This is a genomic window from Lysinibacillus sp. FJAT-14222, from assembly GCF_001278875.1.
In the GTDB taxonomy this organism is placed as follows: domain Bacteria; phylum Bacillota; class Bacilli; order Bacillales_A; family Planococcaceae; genus Lysinibacillus; species Lysinibacillus agricola.
Window position 1 is genome coordinate 1 of sequence record NZ_LIYL01000007.1, and the last position, 21,501, is coordinate 21,501.

Annotated in this window: 16 protein-coding genes; 4 read left to right on the forward strand and 12 right to left on the reverse strand. The window is 36.1% G+C overall.

Annotated elements, in window-relative coordinates:
• Positions 1–138 precede the first annotated feature (138 nt).
• From AN161_RS02620 to pepV, 4 genes are all read right to left on the reverse strand, one after another.
• On the reverse strand, positions 139–1,071 hold the full coding sequence (locus tag AN161_RS02620; protein ID WP_053592831.1) for a diacylglycerol kinase family protein: 933 nt from the start codon (positions 1,069–1,071) through the stop codon (positions 139–141).
• A gap of 3 nt (positions 1,072–1,074) precedes the next feature.
• Positions 1,075–2,079 carry a nuclease-related domain-containing protein gene (locus AN161_RS02625; RefSeq protein WP_053592832.1) on the reverse strand — a complete coding sequence of 335 codons (1,005 nt, stop codon included), beginning with the start codon at positions 2,077–2,079 and terminating at the stop codon, positions 1,075–1,077.
• Positions 2,080–2,327: 248 nt separating this feature from the next.
• On the reverse strand, positions 2,328–3,182 hold the full coding sequence (gene dat, locus AN161_RS02630) for a D-amino-acid transaminase (RefSeq protein ID WP_053592833.1): 855 nt from the start codon (positions 3,180–3,182) through the stop codon (positions 2,328–2,330).
• A 29-nt stretch (positions 3,183–3,211) separates the two neighbouring features.
• Positions 3,212–4,618, reverse strand: a complete 1,407-nt coding sequence (pepV, locus tag AN161_RS02635) for a dipeptidase PepV (RefSeq protein ID WP_053592834.1) — start codon at positions 4,616–4,618, stop codon at positions 3,212–3,214.
• A 354-nt stretch (positions 4,619–4,972) separates the two neighbouring features.
• Here pepV and AN161_RS02640 point away from each other — a divergent pair, with 354 nt between their 5' ends.
• Both AN161_RS02640 and AN161_RS02645 read left to right on the forward strand, forming a co-directional pair.
• The gene (locus AN161_RS02640) at positions 4,973–5,194 is read left to right on the forward strand and encodes a DeoR family transcriptional regulator (protein ID WP_049667439.1); all 222 of its coding nucleotides are present in this window, start codon (positions 4,973–4,975) and stop codon (positions 5,192–5,194) included.
• Positions 5,195–5,766: 572 nt separating this feature from the next.
• The gene (locus AN161_RS02645) at positions 5,767–6,942 is read left to right on the forward strand and encodes an MFS transporter (RefSeq protein WP_053592835.1); all 1,176 of its coding nucleotides are present in this window, start codon (positions 5,767–5,769) and stop codon (positions 6,940–6,942) included.
• A gap of 12 nt (positions 6,943–6,954) precedes the next feature.
• On the opposite strand, the gene AN161_RS02650 is transcribed toward AN161_RS02645, so the two are convergent.
• The 5 genes from AN161_RS02650 to asnB all read right to left on the reverse strand — a co-directional run bounded on the left by AN161_RS02650 (position 6,955) and on the right by asnB (position 13,693).
• Positions 6,955–7,203: a hypothetical protein gene (locus AN161_RS02650; protein ID WP_053592836.1), complete on the reverse strand. Its 249-nt coding sequence runs from the start codon at positions 7,201–7,203 to the stop codon at positions 6,955–6,957.
• Positions 7,204–7,244: 41 nt separating this feature from the next.
• Positions 7,245–8,771 (reverse strand): GGDEF domain-containing protein, encoded by a 1,527-nt coding sequence (locus AN161_RS02655; protein ID WP_053592837.1) that lies wholly within the window; start codon positions 8,769–8,771, stop codon positions 7,245–7,247.
• A gap of 177 nt (positions 8,772–8,948) precedes the next feature.
• Positions 8,949–9,662, reverse strand: coding sequence for a pseudouridine synthase (locus AN161_RS02660; protein WP_053592838.1), 714 nt, complete (start codon positions 9,660–9,662; stop codon positions 8,949–8,951).
• 8 nt (positions 9,663–9,670) lie between these two features.
• Entirely contained in the window at positions 9,671–11,284 is a 1,614-nt protein-coding gene (locus AN161_RS02665) for a polysaccharide biosynthesis protein (protein ID WP_053592839.1), read from the reverse strand.
• A 561-nt stretch (positions 11,285–11,845) separates the two neighbouring features.
• Positions 11,846–13,693: an asparagine synthase (glutamine-hydrolyzing) gene (gene asnB, locus AN161_RS02670; RefSeq protein ID WP_053592840.1), complete on the reverse strand. Its 1,848-nt coding sequence runs from the start codon at positions 13,691–13,693 to the stop codon at positions 11,846–11,848.
• A 652-nt stretch (positions 13,694–14,345) separates the two neighbouring features.
• On the opposite strand from asnB, the gene AN161_RS02675 reads away from it, so the two are divergent.
• On the forward strand, positions 14,346–15,596 hold the full coding sequence (locus AN161_RS02675; RefSeq protein WP_053592841.1) for an NAD(P)/FAD-dependent oxidoreductase: 1,251 nt from the start codon (positions 14,346–14,348) through the stop codon (positions 15,594–15,596).
• A 77-nt stretch (positions 15,597–15,673) separates the two neighbouring features.
• On the opposite strand, the gene AN161_RS02680 is transcribed toward AN161_RS02675, so the two are convergent.
• The 3 genes from AN161_RS02680 to AN161_RS02690 all read right to left on the reverse strand — a co-directional run bounded on the left by AN161_RS02680 (position 15,674) and on the right by AN161_RS02690 (position 19,966).
• Positions 15,674–16,366 (reverse strand): AIM24 family protein, encoded by a 693-nt coding sequence (locus AN161_RS02680; RefSeq protein WP_053592842.1) that lies wholly within the window; start codon positions 16,364–16,366, stop codon positions 15,674–15,676.
• Between the two features lie 403 nt (positions 16,367–16,769).
• The gene (locus AN161_RS02685) at positions 16,770–18,041 is read right to left on the reverse strand and encodes an OFA family MFS transporter (protein ID WP_053592843.1); all 1,272 of its coding nucleotides are present in this window, start codon (positions 18,039–18,041) and stop codon (positions 16,770–16,772) included.
• Between the two features lie 743 nt (positions 18,042–18,784).
• Positions 18,785–19,966, reverse strand: a complete 1,182-nt coding sequence (locus AN161_RS02690) for an MFS transporter (RefSeq protein WP_053592844.1) — start codon at positions 19,964–19,966, stop codon at positions 18,785–18,787.
• 194 nt (positions 19,967–20,160) lie between these two features.
• Between AN161_RS02690 and AN161_RS02695 the strand changes: the two genes are divergently transcribed.
• Positions 20,161–21,081, forward strand: coding sequence for a hypothetical protein (locus AN161_RS02695; RefSeq protein WP_053592845.1), 921 nt, complete (start codon positions 20,161–20,163; stop codon positions 21,079–21,081).
• Positions 21,082–21,501: the final 420 nt, after the last annotated feature.

The following is a 21,501-nucleotide window of genomic DNA, read 5'->3' on the forward strand; positions in this document are numbered from 1 at the left end:
TCAACTTCAGCAATGGATCGCCAGCCTTCCTAATTATATCAAGGCTTATTTGTCGATTTCAGTCTGCGAAGTTTGAGGTATTAACTTAAAATTCGCATGAAATTATTGCGCAATGATATTTTAGTGATGGGTCATTTTTTAATGTTCCTTTGATATAATCTGCCAAGCATTATGTTGCACTGTACAATGAATATTCGTTCCCTCTTTAATTTCTCCAATATAATTACCATCCGTATGACAATCAATGTTATTTGCGTGCACGAAAATGTTAAATTGATTGCCTTGTAAAAAAGTAATCTCTTTAAATTTTGTATGCTTTTCAAAAAATACAGTGACAAATACAAGTAGTAACTTAAGACGTGAAATACCGTGAACGATCGTTATTTCGACTTGTCCATCATCAGGTTTAGAGGAAGGGGAAATTTTCATCCCCCCTCCAAAATAAGGTTGATTGCTCATCGCAACAAACCATGCCTGCTGAAATTGTAACTCTTGATTGTCTGCACGGATGGTTACATCAAAGCGTTCAAAGCTAAATAATCCTCTTACAACAGCCGCGGCATAAGATAGTTTGCCGAGTCCTATTTTATTGAGGTAAAACTTCAATCGGGATTTATTAATATGCTTCGTGACAAATGCATCAAAGCCCACACCAGCATTATTGACAAATATCTCGTGCTGGAGATTTCCAAGCTGAACGGCACCAATATCTGTCGGAAGGCTAGCCATTTCTGTTTGTATATAGGTTTCAATTTGTAATGCATTTTGGAATGTAGTAAAGTATCTTGCAAAATCATTTCCAGAGCCAGCACGTACTACACCAATAACTATAAATTCATTATGTACAACACCACTAACAACCTCATGTATTGTGCCGTCACCACCAACGATAACAATTAACTTTTTTGTTTGAGCATCTTGCGCCCAATTTTTAGCAAGTTCCTGTCCATGTCCTTCATATTCTGTAAAGGCGACTTGATAGTTGATTGTTAAATGCTGTTGAAGGTGATGCCAAACTTTCTTTCCTTTTCCATGCCCTGCTGCTTCATTCACAATAAATAATATTTGCATTTATTAATCCTCAGCTGGTTGAGAAGCTTGCTTCCAAATATCCCGATTAAAGGATGTTGTTTGTACATTGTTTAAAATCGTTTGAGCTGCACGAATTTGCATATGCTTCATAGGAGAGGATACTTTCTTTAAATGCTCCATCCACTCTCCATAATTTCGATGATCAACAAATTGAATTCCATAGGGTGACCCTGGATAATCGAAATAGCCATTCCGTGTTAAAATAACCTTGCGAATTGGCATATTTATTTCGTCCTGTTTAAATAATTGAGTTAATACAGATTCCATGCGATTTAAATTAATTATTGGATTAAGGACTTTTGAATCCTTCGTTCCTACTTTTTTAATCCAGAATCGTTCACTGCCTCCTACATAAACTGCTTGATTTTCCGCTTCTAGCACTGTTATACAAATACATTCTGTCGGTGACATTAGCACGACATCAAGCTCTATTGGGGCTTTTCTAATTTGTAAAATAGGGTAATAAAAAAGCAAATAATTATCCGGTAATTTTTGTAACAAATTTCGCAACAAGGGATCACGCATAAAACGTGGATCTACATACGATTTTTCACGTAATGTTGAACTTGCCCATTTCATTTGAAAATGGAAAAATTGATCGATAAACATTCGTTTCAATTCATGAATAGATTGCGGTGCATAGACAATTTTGGGTTCAAATGTTAAGGTCGTTTCTTCTTCTGGTATGCTCTCTTCATCACTCACCAGCTCATTCGTTATTTCTACCTGTTCAACGTCCTCATTGTCTTCCTTCTGACGACCTGCAAAAATTTTTTTGAATAAAGAGAATCGCTCTTTCTCTTCGAAAGAATCTTTTTCTGAATCGCTGTCGGCATGTTGCCACTCACTAATTTCTTCTCCTAACTCCCACTGTCGCTTAACACGCTCCCACTGACTTTTCTTTAAGCGTACAAATTGTGTTGGATATCTTGCTAAATCAATTTGATAGCGCGAGATATAATCTTGTAATTTCACCAATTGTGCCATTTTAAGGTCACTCCAATCTTACTTGCCCTATATCTAATTTTGCCACTATTGCTTTGGAAGACATACCACCCGCAAAATAAATAGATACTTGTTCTTTGATTTTAAAGTTCCAATCATTCTACAACTGTAGATAATCATCATCTTATATATTTTACATGACGTTCCAGTAGAAAACATCCATAATTTATTCAATAGAAAAAGAGAACTACCCAAGTTTAGGGTAGTTCTCATCCGCCGGAGGATTTAACTTATTTCGCATTAATAGAAAGCGGTAATTTCGCCTCGAATGCTTGTTGTAATTTACGAGTCCATTCACCTGGAACTCCAGCACCAATTTTGTTACCATCAACATCGATAACAGGTGTTACTTCAGAAGATACAGATGACACAATGATCTCACTCATTGTTAATAAATCTGCCTTTGTCATTGGTTCTTCAATAACAGGTAAATTAATTTCCTCTGCACATTTTAAAATGACTTGGCGTGTAATACCGTTTAAAATGAAGTTATTTGCAGGGTGTGTATAAAGCTTACCATCTTTAATGCCGTAAACATTTGCTGATGAACATTCTGTTACGATGTCACCACGATGTAAAATAGCCTCATAGCAGCCTTTTTCAGATGCTTCCTGTTTTGCCAGTAAAGCACCTAATAAGTTTAAAGATTTAATATCACAACGTAACCAGCGAATATCCTCTACTAAGGTAGCCTTAACACCTTTTTCAAAGTTTTCATATGAACGCTCACCAGTTTTAACATTCCCTGTTAATACAGCTGGAACACTTGCATCTGGGAAAATATGATTACGAGAAGTTGTACCACGTGTAATTTGGAAGTAAACATGACCCGTTTCCAAATTATTTTTTTCGATAAGTTCATGTAATAATTTGTGTAATACGTCTTTAGTATAAGGAATGACAAGACGAATTTTTTCGGCACTCGCATAGAAACGATCAATGTGTTCTTGTGCTGTGAACATATTTCCGTTATAAACTTTAATTACTTCATAAATGCCGTCACCAAATTGGTAACCTCTGTCTTCTGGAGATACTGCAATTGATCCTTCTTCAACGATTTGATCATTCCATAATGAATATGCCATTTGTTACGTTCATCCTTTTCATCTTTAATTTATTTGTTTCCTGCAAGTTCAACAATTGCTTCAGCATAAATAGCTGTTGCTTTTATGAGATTTTCAATGACGACAAACTCATCCGCACGATGCGCTACGTCAGGTTCACCTGGGAACAGCATGCCAAATGCTACACCCTTTTTCATGACACGCGCATACGTACCACCACCAGTAGACAGTAGAGGTGTTTCATAGTCTCCTGTTTGACGTCTATAGATACCTGCTAAAGTCTGGATAAATGCATCGTCCTCGCTTACATAATGAGGTTTAGAGTCATCTTGAATATCCAATGAGAATCCTTTTGCCACAGTTAAGCGTTGTGCTTCCGTGATTTTTTCATCAAACGGATATGTGACAGAATAGCGCATACTAATGACCATGCTGCCACCTTTAGCCACATCGTAGGTTACAATACCTGGATTTAATGTAGTTTTACCAGACATTTCATCCTCGAATTGTAAATCAAGCTTGTTGCCATAATGGTCTTGATAAAAAACATCTGCGGTAAAGTCGACAAATTGTTTACTTGCCTCTGTCGTCAACTCTTGTTGTAAAAATGCTGCAAGATAAACAGCTGCATTGACACCTTTTTCCGGCTCCATTGCATGGGCTGCCTTACCTTTGATAATTATTATATAGCGAGACCCCTCGATTAATAAAGAGCCTTCTAGCTGATTTTTGCTTAAAAATGTGTGAAAATTCTGTTCGAATTGTTGGGAAACGAACTGCACCGTTGCTTTTGCAAAATCTGGTACCATATTTGGTCGCTTTCCAGCATTAAATAGTAATAGCTGTTCTTTCGAAGCATCACCTGTTTTATTTTGAGAGAACACTAGCTCGGCAATGCCTTTTTCTGCATTGATGAGCGGGAAATCCGCATCTGGTGCAAATCCAATCGTCGGCATTTCCTCATGTTTAAAATAGTGGTCGACACAGCGGAAGCCTGTTTCTTCATCCGTACCGATAATCATACGTACTCTTTTATGGAGCTCAATGCCTGCATCTTTGACAAGCTTCATGGCCATCCATGCTGCAATTGTTGGGCCTTTATCATCTATTGCGCCACGAGCAAATAGTTTACCATCTGCTACAGTACCGCTAAAGGGTGGGTATGTCCAATTTGTTTCATCACCAACTGGTACTACGTCAACATGACATAAAATACCTAATAACTCTTCACCTTCACCCATCTGTATGTGACCTGCATAATTATCAATATTTTGCGTTTGCAGTCCTTCAGCTTGCCCTTTTGCTAATAACCATTCAAGAGCCTTTAGAGGACCATTACCAAAAGGTACTTCAGTAGTGATCGTATTCTCATCGAGAACACTATTAATTTGCACAAGCTCCTGTAACTCTTGTATCAATTCATCTTGCCTTTCTTTTGCAGCTTGTAACCAATCCATACGATGTACCTCCTCCAATGTATTAACATTATTCTACTCTTTACAACATAAATTACAATCATCATTCTGACAACTTTTCAAAATCCCACTTCGAACACTACCACATATAGCACGTTTTTCACTTATTCCCACAAAATACTGTATAAATTTTATGTCTTAATTGTAAATTTCCCTTGCATTCACTAGAAAATCGACTAGCTTTTCTATATAATGAAGTTATCAGAATAATTGTTCTGAATATAAATTAGAAAAGGGGATGTCTAAGGCAGCTACTTATTAGCCTAAGTGCACTCCGCACATATTGTCGTCCGCTAGTCTTTGCCAAGAGAAATAAGATGAAGGAGTGGTTCATTTATGAAACCAACTACTGATCGAATGCTTAATCGTATTAAAGACGTGTACATGTTTATTTTAGACAAAGGAACCGTGTCTACACAGGATTTAGTCGAAGAGTTTAGTATCACTCCTCGCACCGTTCAAAGAGATTTGAACGTGTTAGCCTTTAACGATTTGGTGATGAGTCCAAGTCGAGGCAAATGGACAACGACGAAGAAAAAAGTAAAATTGACGTCTTAGTTTTTACGTGTAACACGTAAAGCATTTTGTATGGGAAAAGAATGACCTTTCGTCGTGGTCATTCTTTTTTTGTTTTCTTCTATTTTTTGATCACCCCACAATTTATCAAGCAACCAAGCAAATATGATTTGATTACTTTAAGTGAAATCCCCCTCTAATTAATAAATATTCATTATTTATTGCTCATCATCAAAAGCTTAGGATGACATTTTTAAAAAAATATGCCATGTATATAAGTTGATCTTCGTTCCGACTGGGCGACTCCTTGGGAATTAGCAATAGAGGAACGCGAGTGAAGCGGCTCATCGGACGCCCCTAGGAAGCTTTACTCTGTGCGACAACAACAATGTTTTATCTGCGCGAAAGCGAAGCGTCAGCGGCAATGTTTTATCTGTGCGAAAGCGAAGCGACAGCAACAAAGCGCCCAGTCGGAACGGAAATCAACCACACTTTATGGTGATGGACCTTATTTAGGCAAAGCCCTATATTCGCTAAGAATTTTTCGACTATTTACAATTGATTAACAATCCGTTAAAATCGAAACATTCTACATTTTGAGAGGAGGATTTTCTATGAAACTATCTAAACTGTTTCATCCACTAGTTTGGATTATTTTAGGTGGAACTGTTTTCACACGCATAGCAAGTTTTATGGCCATGCCCTTTTTAGCAATTTACTTACATAATGAAATTGACGCCTCCCCTTTACAAATAGGTTTAACGATTGGTATTGCACCGCTAATCTCCACAGTAGGAGGATTTTTTGGTGGTTATTTAACGGACCGATTTGGTAGGAAGCGCATTATTTTGCTTACTATTATTGTTTGGAGCATCGTGTTCTTTGGCTTTGCAACAGCACAAACTGTTTGGTTCTTCGTAGCATTAAATGCCTTAAATGGCTTATGTCGTTCCTTCTTCGAACCTTCAACACAGGCATTAATGATTGATTTTACTCCCGCTGACAAACGAAAAAGATTGTTTTCATTGCGTTACACAGCTATTAACATAGCGGCTGTGATTGGTCCTGTTATTGGTGTTTATATTTCTCAATTGTCTAGCCCAAGTATTCCATTTTTACTGACAGGAATTATGTATATTATTTATGCTGTATTTTTATTTTTCGTTTTAAATCGCTATGAAATGCAACAACCAAAAGCTTCAACACCAACAAAAATATTGCAAACCTTCACGATACTATTGACGAATCGTGTACTACTAAGCTTTATTTTTGGGGCAATTTTAATAAATATTGGCTACTCTCAATTTGATTCAACACTGCCACAAATTATTGAGCTTAAAATTGAAGAGGGTGCCAAGCTCTATTCTCTACTAATTTCGTTAAATGCAGCAGTTGTGTTATTACTTCAATTACCGATTAGTATACTTTCAGAACGTTTTTCATCGACAGCTACTCTTTTAATAGGGATCCTGTTATTTGCATTTGGTCTTTTATTATTCGGCTTCTCAAATAACTATCCGATGTATATTATCGCTATGATTATATTTACGATTGGTGAGATCTTCGCTTTTCCGACTATGAATGTCATGATTGATGAAATTGCACCTGATACACAAAAGGCAACCTATTTAGGGGCAGCCCAATTTAAAAATTTAGGGGGCTTTATTGGACCAATTATCGGCGGGTGGTTATTAACACACTATATCGATGCAATGTTTGCGGTCATTGCAGTTCTTGTTTTATGCAGTTGTCTATTTTATAGATCAAAGCTTAAGCCGCAACAGGAATAAAGTGGCTCATCATCATAACGTGTGGTTGATTTCCGTTCCGACTGGGCGCTTTGTTGCTGTCGCTTCGCTTTCGCACAGATAAAACATTGTTGCTGTCGCTTCGCTTTCGCACAGATAAAACATTGCCGCTTTCGCACAAAGCAAAGCTTCCTGGGGACGTCCGATGAGCCAATAAAATGTAAGTAATAGGGCTTTTACGGGAGTTAACTTCAGACAAAAAATCGCTCCATTTCTATAAGCGATTCCTAGCAATTGAAACACTTGCTTGAACTCACTGTAATAGTAATGGAGCGAATGATTATTTAATTATTCAATTGGCTTTCTTTATCGGCAGCAACTTCTTCATAACTGGAGTATTGGTCTTTACCAGCATTTTTCGATTGATATAATGCCTTATCTGCACGCTCAAATAAGCTTCTTTCTGATTCATCTGGGTGAATGCAAATGGCACCACCCATACTGACTGAAAGTACAGACCATCTATCAATAGTGACTTGATCCACATATTTTAAGTGGCGAATTTTCTCCAAAATAGAATTTGCTAATTGCTGCATATATTCATCCTTCACGTCATATAAAACAATTGCAAATTCATCCCCACCAAACCTTACAACAAAGCCATTATTTCTCACTTCTTGTTTTAAAATTCTTGCTGTTTCAATCAGAATTTTATCTCCTTCAACATGTCCAAACCGATCATTTACTTGTTTAAAATTATCTAAATCTAACAGCAATAAACCAGGTTGATTCGTCTTTCTTTTTCTTAATAAATTGTCCATTTTTCTAATATAGGTAGCTCGATTATAGACATTTGTTAAAGGGTCGTATGTTGCAAGATGAATTGTTTTAGAAAGGAGTTTATTGATGACTAATAGCATGATGAACGAAGTTACTAAGGCAATACCAAGCAACACTTGAAACTGCTTTGTATTTTTAGCTAGCGCCTTAATTTCAGTAAAATTTCCATATTTCACAAATACAATCCTTTTAGAAGATTCTCCCCGAACCGTTTCTGCTACATATGGTAAAAAACGATACTTTTCGATATAGCCATTTCTAAACTCCTTTTGAAATTCCGTTGGCTTCATCGTTTTTTTTGCTAGCTCGAAATGCTCTTGAAAAATTTTCGATTGTTCTTTTACAGTTATTTTACGGGATTTAAAATCATCAAAGAAAACCCCACCTGCATTTATCGTTTGTACTTCTATCAAATCAGCATATTTATCAATTAGATATTCAGCAGTCTTTCCAAAGTTAAATGTTTGGAACACAGGATCATCAAGTAAGTCTATACCTAGCTCGAATAAATATTTGTTGTCAGGTGTTGCTAAATAGCCAAATTTTCGATATCCCCCAGTGGTTGTTGAAATATCTATGCCATCATTGTAGTATTGCCCGCTTGCTCGACGTTCATCTAGTAAAGTAGAAAAACGTTTGCAGCATTGGGAAAAATTTAACCCTTTATCTTTTTCAAAAGTTGTATAAATTACAGTATTTGATTGATCGAGTATGTACACATCCATACCATGCTCGTTTTTAATCTTTTGCAAATCCCACGTAGCTATATCTGGATTTTCACCATAATATATAATTAGTTTTCGGAGTGCTACTTCCATTTTTTCAGAAATATTTTTATCAAAATAAAAATGTGCATTATCTACAGTTTGCATATCTGTCAAAATATGATTTTCAATTAACATTCTATTCGTGGCTTCTTGTTCTTCTATATCTGCCACTAGTATTTGCCTATTGACATAAAAAATTACAGCAACCAGTATCAATGCAAAAGCAATTAAAGATATTAATAATTTAATTCTCAGGTTTTTCATTAACTTGTCCTCTACTTATTTTCACCATCATTTTTTCTGAAACATTTAGAGATTTATTAGTACCATAGACTAAATAGTGTTTTCTTTAAAAGTCATATCGTAATTATACAGTTACTGGTATAAGTATGTATATAAAAAATACCTCGATACTAATCGTCGTTAGCATCGAGGTATTCTTTAATCCCTGTTTTGTAAGCAGGCTAGCTCTTCAGCCGTTAACTCTCGATATTCACCTAATGTTAGCTTGTCATCTAGCTTTAGGCTACCCATCGATAGACGTTTTAAATATGTTACTCGTTTACCAACAGTCTCAAACATACGCTTGACCTGATGAAACTTACCTTCTTGGATCGTTAACTCAATTTCTGATTGCTGAGCAGATTTTAAGATGATGAGCTCTCCTGGTTTCGTTATATAACCATCGTCTAGCTCAACACCCTGAGCAAATTTCTCACAGTCTTCCTCAGTCACAATTCCTTCTATTAATGCATAATAGACCTTTGGCACATGTTTTTTAGGAGATAATAAATTATGTGCTAATATACCATCATTGGTTAACAGCAATAATCCCTCTGTATCTTTATCTAAGCGACCTACCGGGAAAGGTTGGAAATGTTGATGTAAAGGCTCTAACAAATCGATGACGGTTTCATCCCGTAAATCTTCTGTTGCAGAAATAACTCCAGGAGGCTTATTCATCATAAAGTATACAAATTCTGTATAAACAACACGTTCACCAAAAACGGAGACATTCTGCTTTTCAGGGTCAACATGCAATGCTGCATCCTTCGCATATGCGCCATCCACTGTCACTGCTTTTTGCTTTAAAAGCTGCTTAACTTCCTTGCGTGACCCATAGCCCATATTTGCCAGTAATTTATCTAATCGCATAGTACCTCCTATTTAAATCCCAGTTTGTTCGTAATTCTTGTCAATCGTTCACCGAGAAGTTTTTGTGCTAAGCCTAGTTGTAAAGACAAATAGCCATATACTGCTACACCTACTCCAGCACAAATAACAGAATAAACTAATGCGGAGAATTTACCATCTACTGGTCCCATTAATAACTCTAAAAGTTTATGAACAATTAGTACACTTACCGCCATTGCCGCAGTCAAAAGAGAAATGAGCATAACACGACGTACAACCATTTCTGATCTGTAGTTTAGTGTTTTTCGTAGTACAAGTATATTAATGATAATGGATACACTATAGCCAATTGCTGTAGCAAGAAGCGCACCATCAGCCTCTATCCAACGAATTAAAGGAATGTTAATTGCTAGCTTAACAAAAATCCCAGATAATAAACTGAAGACAATCCACTTTTGGAAATCAATACCCTGTAAAAGTGCTGCCGTCACTTGGAACAATGCAAATAAAATAGCAACAGGTGCGTAATGAGCTAAAATCATAGCTCCCATTTCACTTTCAGAATAGAGCATAAAGTATATTTCATTCGCTAACAACGAAATTCCTACTACTGCTGGCAATGTAATAAAAATTAATATTTGATATGTTTTATCCATTGCATGTCGTAGCGATAAATATTCACCTTGCGTAAAGTATTTTGTAATCGTTGGTACTAGCGCCATCGAAAAACCTGTAGCTAGCATTACTGGAATAATAACAACCTTATGTGTTGTAAAGTTAATCATTGATAAATACTTATCCGTTACTTCCGCTAAGCCTATTGATGTCATAGCACCGTTAAACGTTAGCATATCCACTAATTGGAATAACGGATTAGCAATACCTACAAACACCATTGGAATCGAATACGTAATTACTTCTTTATATATGTTGGACATTGGTAGCTGTGTAGATGTAACACTTTGACTACGCAGTAAATCAAATTCAGGTTGATATTTTTTCCAATAATAATAGAGCACCAGCAACCCACCAATTGCCCCGATAAAGGCAGCAAATACTGCGAAAGAGATAGCTGTTTCTGGTTCCCCATTGAAAACTACTACAACTAAGAATGAACCACCTAATAACACAACAATACGAACAATTTGCTCTACTAACTGCGAAACTGCTGTAGGCTCCATTTTGTCATAGCCTTGGAAGAATCCACGCCAAAGGCTCATAAATGGCACGACAATTAACGCAAAGCTAACCCAGCGAATGACCGAAGCAATTTGCTCAACCGTAAATGCCTGTTCATCACTTTTAATAACAAGACCTGCTATTGGCGTAGCTAGTATAAAGAGAGCCATAAACGCAGCAAAACCAGTAATCATCATAATAAGTATGCCTGATTTCATCAGTTTGCGGCCTGATTGGTAATCACCTATTGCATTGTATTTAGAAACAAACTTGGATACAGCAATTGGTGCACCCGAGATGGCTACTGCCAGCATAATCGAATAGGGAATGTATGCATATTGATAGAGCGCAATATTCTCCTCACCTACAATTGCATAAAACGGAAAAATATAAATTAATCCGAGCACCTTCGATAAAAACATTCCCATTGTTAATATCGCAGTACCTTTCATTAAATTGGACATCGTACCCATCCATTCATTATAAAATCAATATTTTCATCGTAACACTTAGAAAAGACTTATAAAATATTTGCTGTAAAGACGCTTGCTTCAGTAGCACCCTATCTATAGTTCTTTGGATAAAGCAGAGTGGGACGTTTTACAGAGTATTCGAGGCTTGAACCTGTTTTCTGAGCAACTTTGCGGATACCTGAGCGGTTTCGTTTCACCTGCTACCCGAGCACTTTTACTGGATACCTGAGCGGTTTAAGCAATTCAGGGAAACTGTTTCATTTGCAAACGCTGTCACACAGACAATAGACGGCTCTTGATAGCTTGATTTCACTGATCAACAATATTCAGCAAAACAACATGAAAGCACATCATCGCAAAATATTAAATAAGTAAACCAACTGTAATCTTAACATATTTATAGGAAAACAGACGCATAAATACATTAAAAAGTTCTAGAAAAATACAGCTAATTCAAAAAAATAGTGGCTGTGTCCTCCTGATGGAAAGTAGAAAGCTCAAAATAATCGGTGGAGATTAAGAATACCCCCACCGATTAAAGTTATCTAGCTATTACATATCTACGAAAAATTGTTTATACCATACTAAGAACACATAGGCTGTCCAAATATAACGTCCACGATTTGCTTTGTCTTCATAGTGCTCATCTAGATAGCCCACTAATTGCTTTGTATCAAAGAATTCATTGGCAAAGTCAGTTGTAAACATTTCCTTTACCATCTTGTAATACTTTTCTTCACGTAGCCAGTGACGAATTGGCACTGGGAAGCCAAGCTTTGGACGTTTCGCCCATTCTTCAGGTAATTCCTGGTGTGCAGCTTGACGGAGAACATATTTCGTATCAATGTCATTTACGCGATATTTTGATGGAATGTTTTTCGCTAATTCCATCACTTCTTTATCTAAAAATGGTACACGTAATTCAATAGAATGAGCCATACTCATTTTATCTGCTTTTAATAAAATATCGCCTGGCATCCAAAGATTTAAATCAAGATACTGCATTTTAGTAACATCATCATCACCTGGAACTTCATCGTAAATACGTTTTGTAATCGATTTTACAGATGGACCATTTTTATAGTCTGGTTTCAATACATTTAATGCATCTTCTTCGTCCCATACAACCGCTTCCCCAATGAAGCGTTCTTCTACAGTTTGACCACCTTTAACAAGGAAGTTCGAATATTGATTTTTAGGTAACGCCTCTGCTATGCCACGTAATGCTTTACGGATACCAAATGGGATTTTCTCATATTTTTGCATTTTGCCAGAGTTTTGGTACCATGAGTAGCCACCAAAAATTTCATCCGCACCTTCACCTGAAAGTACTACTGTTACATCCTTCGATGCTAACTCAGAAAGGAAGTAAAGTGGTACAGAAGATGGGTTCGATTGTGGCTCGTCCATATGCCACTGAATTTTTGGTAATGCTTCAAAACACTCATCTGCTGAAATATATTTGCGCTCATTTTGAATATTTAATGTATCAGATAATTCTTTTGCTAAATTTGTTTCATTAAACATATCCTCGTAGTCAGAGAAACCGACTGAGAAGGATTTATCAGGACGTAATAATGAAGTAATATAACTTGAATCAATACCACCTGATAAGAAAGAACCAACCTTTACATCACTTATTTGATGCGCATCTACTGATTCTTTTACTGTCGTACGAATATCTTCTACATATTTTTCAATCGGAGCTTCTTTTGCATGGAATTTTTTATCCCAATACTGCACAATTTGCTTTTGTCCATTTTGAATAAGCATATAGTGTGCTGGTTGTAATTTGTACACACCTTTAAAGAACGTTTCGTCCATTGAAGAATATTGGAACGTCAAATAAGGTCGTAGTGCATTTTTATTTAATTCTTTAATAAATGATGGGTGTGGTAAAAATGATTTAATTTCTGAACCGAAAATAAAAGTACCATCTGTTGTGTTTTCTGTATAATACAGCGGCTTAATACCAAAGCCATCACGCGCGATGAATTGTAAATCATTCTTTTTATCCCAAATGCAGAATGCGAACATTCCGCGAAGTTTTTTGACAAATTCTACTCCGTATTCAACATAACCATAAATAATAACTTCACTATCAGAGTGTGTTTTAAAGTTGTGACCTTTTTCAATTAAATCAGCACGTAGCTCTTGGAAGTTAAAGATCTCTCCATTAAATACGAGAACGATGTTTCCATCCGCACTGTATAATGGCTGATTTGCCACATCTGATAAGTCGATAATACTTAATCGACGGAATCCTAAAGTTACTTTATCATCACTATGAATTCCACCGCTGTCTGGTCCACGGTGAATAATTGTATTCATCATATTTTCAATCGTTTGATGATGATCAATCACATTTGTTCCATTAATATAACCAATAAATCCGCACATTCTATTTTTCACCTCATAATTTAGTGCATAACCTTTACCATAATAGCATGAAAAGTCGTTCATTTCATGCAGACAATACAGATAAAGTAAAACTTTCATCAGTGAGGTTATTCTACACCGATTATTCGTTCAACCTCGAGCACTTTCTCTCACTTAAAAACACTTCAATTTTTCATCTTCCATCTAAAATCCACACATGAAAGCTCTTCACCGAAAGTTTCGGATGACATTGTGTTAAAAAGTATATCATGTGTATAAGTTGATTGTAGTGGAGACTGGGCGACTCCTCGGGGATTAGCAATAGAGGAACGAAGGCTAAAACCATCACATCCTGTGATAACGCCTTCGTGACCAACATCATGTTGACCCGAGACCCTGCAGCGAAGCGTAGCGGCAGCAACAAATGTTTTATCTGCGCGAAAGCGAAGCGTCAGCGGCAATGTTTTGTCTGTGCGAAAGCGAAGCGACAGCAACAAAGCGCCCAGTCGGAACGGAAATCAACCCCACGTTATAGTGACGAGCTACTTAAAGTAGAAGATAAGGAATTATAAAATACTTTTGTTTTATTTTCAATGTGAAAGAAGCCCCTCTATATAGACTTCATGTATAATAGGAAAGATTCCTAATTTGAACAGAAAGTGAGTTTAAATATATGTACGATGTTATCGTTATCGGTGGAGGCCCATCTGGTTTAATGGCTGCTGTCGCTGCTGGAGAGCGAAAAAAGAAAGTATTATTACTAGAAAAAGGGACAAAGCTCGGCAAAAAATTGGCCATTTCAGGCGGTGGTCGCTGTAATGTCACAAATCGTTTGCCTGTTGAAGAAATAGTCAAGCACATACCTGGAAACGGTCGTTTTCTTTACAGCCCATTCACAGTTTACAATAATGAAGATATTATCGCATTTTTCGAAGGACTTGGCGTGGCATTAAAAGAGGAGGATCATGGACGTATGTTCCCTGTATCTAATCGCGCGCAAGATGTTGTAGATGCACTTATTCGTCAGCTTCAACGTCTACATGTTGAAGTACGCTTAAACACACCCGTTAATAAGCTGCTAATGGATGAGGAAAAAATTCTTGGGGTACGTCTTACAGATGGCACAGAAATTCGTAGTGAGGCAGTAGTCGTTGCAGTTGGTGGAAAAGCTGTTCCACAAACAGGCTCAACAGGAGATGGTTATCCATGGGCAGAACGTGCTGGTCATACAATCACAACGCTTTTCCCTACTGAGGTTCCTGTCCTATCAAAAGAGGATTTTATTCAAGCTCGTGAGCTACAGGGGCTAGCATTACGTGATGTCGCTGTCTCTGTTTTAAACAAAAAGGGCAAGGTGCTCGTAACGCATCAAATGGATATGCTCTTTACCCATTTCGGATTAAGTGGTCCAGCTATTTTACGCTGTAGTCAATTTGTTGTGAAAGAATTAATGAAAACAGGTTACGAGCCTGTGACAATGCGTATTCAAACACTTGTTGATTATAATGAAGAAACGTGTCTGCAATATTTAAACAGACTCATTAAAGAAGATCCAAAAAAAGCGGTAAAAAATGTTTGGAAAGGAATTGCGCCTGAACGCTGGTTGTTATTTTTATGTGAGCTTGCAGACATCGATGTACAAATGACAGGTACTGAATTATCACAGGAAAAAATCCGCAACTTAGCTAGACTACTCGTCAATTTCACAATGACAGTTAGTGGTACGCAATCTCTTGAAAAAGCATTTGTCACAGGCGGTGGCGTGTCTGTTAAAGAAATTGAACCAAAAACAATGGCCTCGAAGAAAAAGGATGGTTTATTCTTCTGTGGAGAAATCCTTGATATTCACGGCTACACAGGTGGCTATAATATAACGTCTGCACTCGTTACAGGACGTATCGCAGGGATGAACGCAGCACTGTAATTTACTCTATTTTTCGGACTTCTATCAGCGATTTTGTATCACATAAAAAGCGTGTCCTGAAATAAGGACACGCTTTTTTAACTTTCTTTAGACATATATACTTCCTCAAATGGTTGAATGATAACAAAGCCTTCACCTGAAAACGCCATTTGAATGGATTCGCCACTACCACGACCGATAAATGTTCGGAAGCTAATATCTGTTTTAAACTCTGGTGCCAAATTACCTGACCATGCTACTGTAGCATGTGGATCAGTATAGACCGTTTCACCAGGCTTCACTAACAAGGTTAACGGTTCGAAATGGGTTGTAATAGCTACCTTCCCTCTTCCTTGTAGAGTTACATTAAACAACCCACCTGACATGACTCCTGCCATTTTACGCATTAAATGAATATCCCAATCAATACTTGGCTCGAATGCGAGTAAATCATTGCCGTTTACACAAATACTTTCATCCTTTAAATCGAAGACCGTTATTTTTTTCCCTTGATCGGCTAAATAAAGTCGCCCCTTACCTTTCGCCTTCATAAGTTGTGTACCTTCGCCGGTTAATACTTTTTTAAACATTTTACCTAGGCCATGCTCCAAAACACGCTCACGCTCAAACTTAATATCTCCTATGTAAGAAATCATAGCGCCCATTTTCGACCAAACCTCGCCATTTAGGTTGACCTCTAATACACGCTCAGTTTCTAACTCGAAATATTCATTTTCGTTGTCGTCCTGCTGTGTTTTATTGATAAATTCATTTAAAGAAAATTTCCCCATATCACATTGCCTCCTTATTTATTTTATATACGCTTTAACTTATGAAAAGATTCAATCAATGCCATTAAATCAATTTCGCCTTGGCGTAATTTTTGCCCTAACTGACTCATCGAACACCCCCAGAAAATCGCCTTCACATTATAAAAATCCCTAGTTTTAGGTCACCCTTTTGAAAATTGATTAATGGACCTCGCATTTGCTTTTCGTTACAAAATTTCTCTTTTGGTAGCGAAATCACTTTATTTCCCGAAATGTTATTGACATCAGACAACAGCTGTTATACATTAAACAAAGATTAATCAAGTGTTATATAACAACAGCTACAAAAAAGGACCATATAAGCGTCATGTGCGAAATGACACTCATATGGCCAATACCTTCAAGTGCGAATTAAAAGTAATATTTATTGTGTAGCGGAGACGTCTCCAACCTTTTGAGAAGCTTCTTTTAATGCTGTTTGTTTACGTACATCTGCACGTAAAGTTAGCGAAATAATTAATGAAACTGCAATTAATCCGGCAAATACATAGAATACTGGAATGTAGCTTCCATAAGCATTTTTAATTGCGCTCACTAAAAGTGGACCAAAAATTCCACCTAGTGACCAAGTCGTTAATAAATAACCATGAATGACTCCAAGTTGCTTCGTACCAAATAAATCACTTGCAAATGCAGGTAAATTTGAGAAACCTCCACCATAGCAACTAACAACTAAGAAAATAAGTGCTTGGAAAACAATAACATTTGTTGTATGCGGTAAGACGATAAATGTAACTAGCTGTGCAATAAAGAAAATTACGAAGACGTTCGAACGACCAATATAGTCAGACACAGCAGCCCATATTAAACGACCACCACCATTAAATAATCCCATTATTCCTACCATTGCTGCGGCTCCCGCAACTGATAATCCTACAATTTCCTGAGCCATTGGAGATGCAACAGAAATCATCATAATACCTGCTGTTACGTTTACTAAATGCATCGACCATAGCATCCAGAAATGCTTAGTTTTTACAGCTTCACGTGCTGACATGACAGCTAAATCTTTTTTCACTACTTCTTGACCATTATTTGCAGCAGCCTTCATATTCACTGGCATATAACCAGGTTCAGGCGGTGCTATATATGAAGCCCCTAAAATCATTAACGTGAAATAACTTGCCCCTAAAATAAAGTACGTTGTAGAAATACCTACAGCCTCCATTAAGTTAGCTGCGACTGGCGCTGTAATAAGTGCCCCTGAACCAAATCCAAGTACAGCCATACCTGTTGCTAAACCGCGGCGATCCGGGAACCATTTTACTAATGTCGATACAGGCGCAATATAACCAATACCCATACCTAATCCACTTAGTAAACCATATGTTAACCAGTACATTGTTACGGAATCCATTGAAATCGCTACACCTGCACCAGCTTGTCCTGCTCCAAATAGAACCGCTGCTACCATCGCAGATTTACGTGGTCCCATTTTTTCTACTAAGTTACCAAATAATGCTGCAGAAAAACCTGCAAGCCCCATCATTATTGTAAAGGCAACCGTTACGTTTGTTTCACTCCATCCCATTTCTGTAACAATCGGTAGCTTGTATACACTGTATGCATATGCTCCACCAATTGAAAGGTGAATAGCGATTGCGGATAATGCAATTAACCATCTATTTTTATTCATAATTTCTCTTTTCTCCCCTCTTTTGCTACCTGTGAAAGTTTTATGAACGTCCATGTAAAACAATTTAACACTTAGAATTATTCAAATGCAAGATGTTTTTTCAAAAAATATTATTTCTCCAAAAAGTATTTTATTTTTTATCCCAGTAATTTTATAACGGAAACCCTACAGTCTCTAAGTAAATAGATGTTTATTAAACGAAAACCACAACATTTTTTAGCTAATATTATTTTTCTACTCTATTATCTCAATACACTAAAATTATCTTGATATAATTAATTTTGTGTATAATTTCACATTCAATCTATGTATAGTTAACTTTCTCCAACTCACATAATTTCCTCGAATTTCTTCAAAAGAGTATAAACGAACATTCAATACGTAGAAATATTTAGAACGAAAGAGAATTTCGAAACCTAAACAAACAAAATTTTTTCAAGTAAAAAGAAACTAAAAAATAATATTGAATGGCATTTATAACTATTAATGGATTTACCATTAAATAAATCCAATACATATTGTGCATATTTCAAAATGAATTATCATTACTTATTCATTTTTATTATTCAAATATACATTTTTTCTTTTAAAAAGAATTATTTAAACGTTAAAACAACTAATCCAATCAGTTATAACAAAAACAGTTGCTATAGCACACAAGTAATAACAGTAGATTTTGATGTTAAGCCAAAATAAAATAGTAAAAGTTGTAGGGTGAGATATTTCCCTACAACTTTCTTGAACTAATTCTTTTTTTGTACAATTAAAATTCCTATGATAGATGCCAATATTATAATCAAACCGCTTAAAAACATGGCGAATCGAATGCTTATATGATCAATCAAATAGCCAAAAATATAATAACCAATTGGTAAAAACAAAAGCCCACCGAACATTTGTAAACTTGTCACACGACCAAGGTATTCTTCTTCAATTAATTCTTGTACCGCACTATCCCATATAATCACAAATGAGGTAATAGCAAAACCGATACAAAACATCATCAATAAAGAGAGTAGAAAGATATTTGAGAAGGATAAAAATAAAATGAGCAACCCAACACTAAACATAAAAAGATAATATTTTTTGAAGTTATTCGAAACCTCGGATTGCCTACTAATAAACCATGCCCCTAAAAATGCTCCTAATGCCATGCTACTCAATAACCAGCCAAAACTTTCAATTCCCTTGAAGTATTCATTTGCATAAATAGGTAGGATAATAACATCAAATGAGGCAATCCCAATATTTACAACAGAACCAATCAAAATGCTATAACTTAGCCATTTATGTTGAATTAACACTTGGAAACCCTCTTTAAATTGTTGCCATAATGATTTTTTCGATTCAACTGCTGGCTTTCTTCCCATAGATAGAAAGGCAAAGGCGAAAGCGGCAAGTAAAAATGAAACAGCGTTGATACCAAATGTAATAAATATGCTAAAAGTTGCGACTAAATAGGCAGCTAGAATAGGTCCAATCATTTCGAAGACTTGTTGTGCCATAGCTCGATAAGAATTTGCTTTTACTAGATATTCTTTATCCACAATACTAGGCAAGATTGCTTTTAATGTGGGACGATATAAGGTATTTAATGTTCCTAAGAAAAAGGTAAGCAAATAGATGTGCCAAATACGAATATGTTTGTTTATGATGAGATAAGTGATTAGTAAAAGAGCAATACCTCTTACTAGATTGATGATAACAATTAGAAACTTCTTAGGTAGCTGGTCCACGAGCATACCACCTAAAAGAAGAATCAGCAGTTGAGGTATAATAAACATGCTTTGCGTTGCACTAATATCGCTCGCTTGACCATCTAAATGAATAATTAAAAAAGGCAAGGAAGTTGTAAATAAAGCAATGCCAATAAATGAAACAATTTGTCCGCTAAATAGCATCACAAAGTTTTTATTTTTCCACACAGTTATCCCTCCAATTTGATTCATATTATGATATGAATTTACAAAATTGTATAGTTTTTCGAAAAATACCAAATGAAATTTGACTGAATATTAAAAAAATTGTATATTTAGATGTAATAATGGGAGGTGATTAGATTCTAGCCTAATAGTTAAGAAAAGTCTAAGTCTAAATTTTAAAAAAGGAGAGGGTATTCATGTTAAAAACTAAGTTGAATTTATCGAAAGGTAAAATTGAAGTATTTGCAACTAATTTACAGACGCCTTCGCATATGGAATGGACAAAAGATGGTAGACTATTAGTTTCTGAAACAAGTGCTGGAAGGGTAAGCGATATTACTAATGGTGGGAAAATTACAGAGAACAATGTGGTTTATGATGGTTTAAATGGACCTTCAAGCATTGTTCCTTTAGAAGACGGTAGAATTTATGTTTGCGAAACCTTTGCAAATAGAGTAACAAATATAGGTAAAGATAATGACAATAAAAAGCTGAATTTTGATAATTTTAACCGTCCTTATAGCATAGTTGTACAGGATGGTAATTTAGAAATTGTTGAAAGAGAATCGAGCTTTTCAAATAGAGTAGTTAAAATTAATATGGAAAATGGTGAAAGCCATACGAAGATAACTAACATTCCAGCTCTACCATTACCTGGTTTAGAGGGATTGCTACCTACGGAACAATTTAACGATGACTTTAAAGAGAATTGGTTCCTATACTCTGGGTGTTCGGGCTGGAAAGCAAACTTATTGGATAAAGAAGGTAATATTTATTCTCTTTCTAGTAGTTCTGTCATGGGAACTATTGTGTACGACCCTGACATACCAACAACATTCTTGGACTTAGTAGATATGTTTGATCCAATTGCTACAGGTTTAGATTTAATGGGCGGGATGATTCAAAATAAAAATAATCTTATGTTATATGTCACACAACCAAGAAAAGGGACTATAATGGAGATTAACCCATTTGAAAATAGAGATTATAGATTTACCCCACCAATTGTACAGGGATTGAATTTCCCAACTTGTATTAGATTTAGTCCCGATTTCAAAGAAGCCTATGTTTGTAGTTCACCAACAGGTTCTGTTTGGAGATTTTATGATTTTGATTAAAAATAGATTATAATACCTAGATCATTCACCAACATATACAAAATCCCACAGAATAACTGACCGATCAGCTTTTCTGTGGGACTCTCTTTTTAACTTAAGAGATGAAAAAAAAATCCATTTCTATTAAAGTTATTGCTACCAACCAAACACCAAAGAAAGGATTCTTATAATCTCAAACTTCGTAGCTAGATAAACCATCCCAAAACAGATGGCTGTAAGTTGCACTATTATAAATTTATCTTTCTTGACACTATTTTTAGGTATACAAAAAGAACCTCATTCTTTGATAATAGTGCGATTGACTAAAAAAACACTACCAAAGCAGAAGAGGTGCTTTAATTGAGCTTTTTAATGGTACGTTGAAACATATCGATTTTAAGATTCAAAAATTCATTAAAGGTCAACTTCAGCAATGGATTA

What these genes read in the sequence shown, in the direction of transcription:
- AN161_RS02620 (WP_053592831.1), bottom strand. Translation starts at nt 1,071, where the DNA reads ATGCAAATATTATTTATTGTGAATGAAGCAGCAGGGCATGGAAAAGGA.
- AN161_RS02625 (WP_053592832.1), bottom strand. Translation starts at nt 2,079, where the DNA reads ATGGCACAATTGGTGAAATTACAAGATTATATCTCGCGCTATCAAATT.
- dat (WP_053592833.1), bottom strand. Translation starts at nt 3,182, where the DNA reads ATGGCATATTCATTATGGAATGATCAAATCGTTGAAGAAGGATCAATT.
- pepV (WP_053592834.1), bottom strand. Translation starts at nt 4,618, where the DNA reads ATGGATTGGTTACAAGCTGCAAAAGAAAGGCAAGATGAATTGATACAA.
- AN161_RS02640 (WP_049667439.1), top strand. Translation starts at nt 4,973, where the DNA reads ATGAAACCAACTACTGATCGAATGCTTAATCGTATTAAAGACGTGTAC.
- AN161_RS02645 (WP_053592835.1), top strand. Translation starts at nt 5,767, where the DNA reads ATGAAACTATCTAAACTGTTTCATCCACTAGTTTGGATTATTTTAGGT.
- AN161_RS02655 (WP_053592837.1), bottom strand. Translation starts at nt 8,771, where the DNA reads ATGAAAAACCTGAGAATTAAATTATTAATATCTTTAATTGCTTTTGCA.
- AN161_RS02660 (WP_053592838.1), bottom strand. Translation starts at nt 9,662, where the DNA reads ATGCGATTAGATAAATTACTGGCAAATATGGGCTATGGGTCACGCAAG.
- AN161_RS02665 (WP_053592839.1), bottom strand. Translation starts at nt 11,284, where the DNA reads ATGTCCAATTTAATGAAAGGTACTGCGATATTAACAATGGGAATGTTT.
- asnB (WP_053592840.1), bottom strand. Translation starts at nt 13,693, where the DNA reads ATGTGCGGATTTATTGGTTATATTAATGGAACAAATGTGATTGATCAT.
- AN161_RS02675 (WP_053592841.1), top strand. Translation starts at nt 14,346, where the DNA reads ATGTACGATGTTATCGTTATCGGTGGAGGCCCATCTGGTTTAATGGCT.
- AN161_RS02680 (WP_053592842.1), bottom strand. Translation starts at nt 16,366, where the DNA reads ATGGGGAAATTTTCTTTAAATGAATTTATCAATAAAACACAGCAGGAC.
- AN161_RS02685 (WP_053592843.1), bottom strand. Translation starts at nt 18,041, where the DNA reads ATGAATAAAAATAGATGGTTAATTGCATTATCCGCAATCGCTATTCAC.
- AN161_RS02695 (WP_053592845.1), top strand. Translation starts at nt 20,161, where the DNA reads ATGTTAAAAACTAAGTTGAATTTATCGAAAGGTAAAATTGAAGTATTT.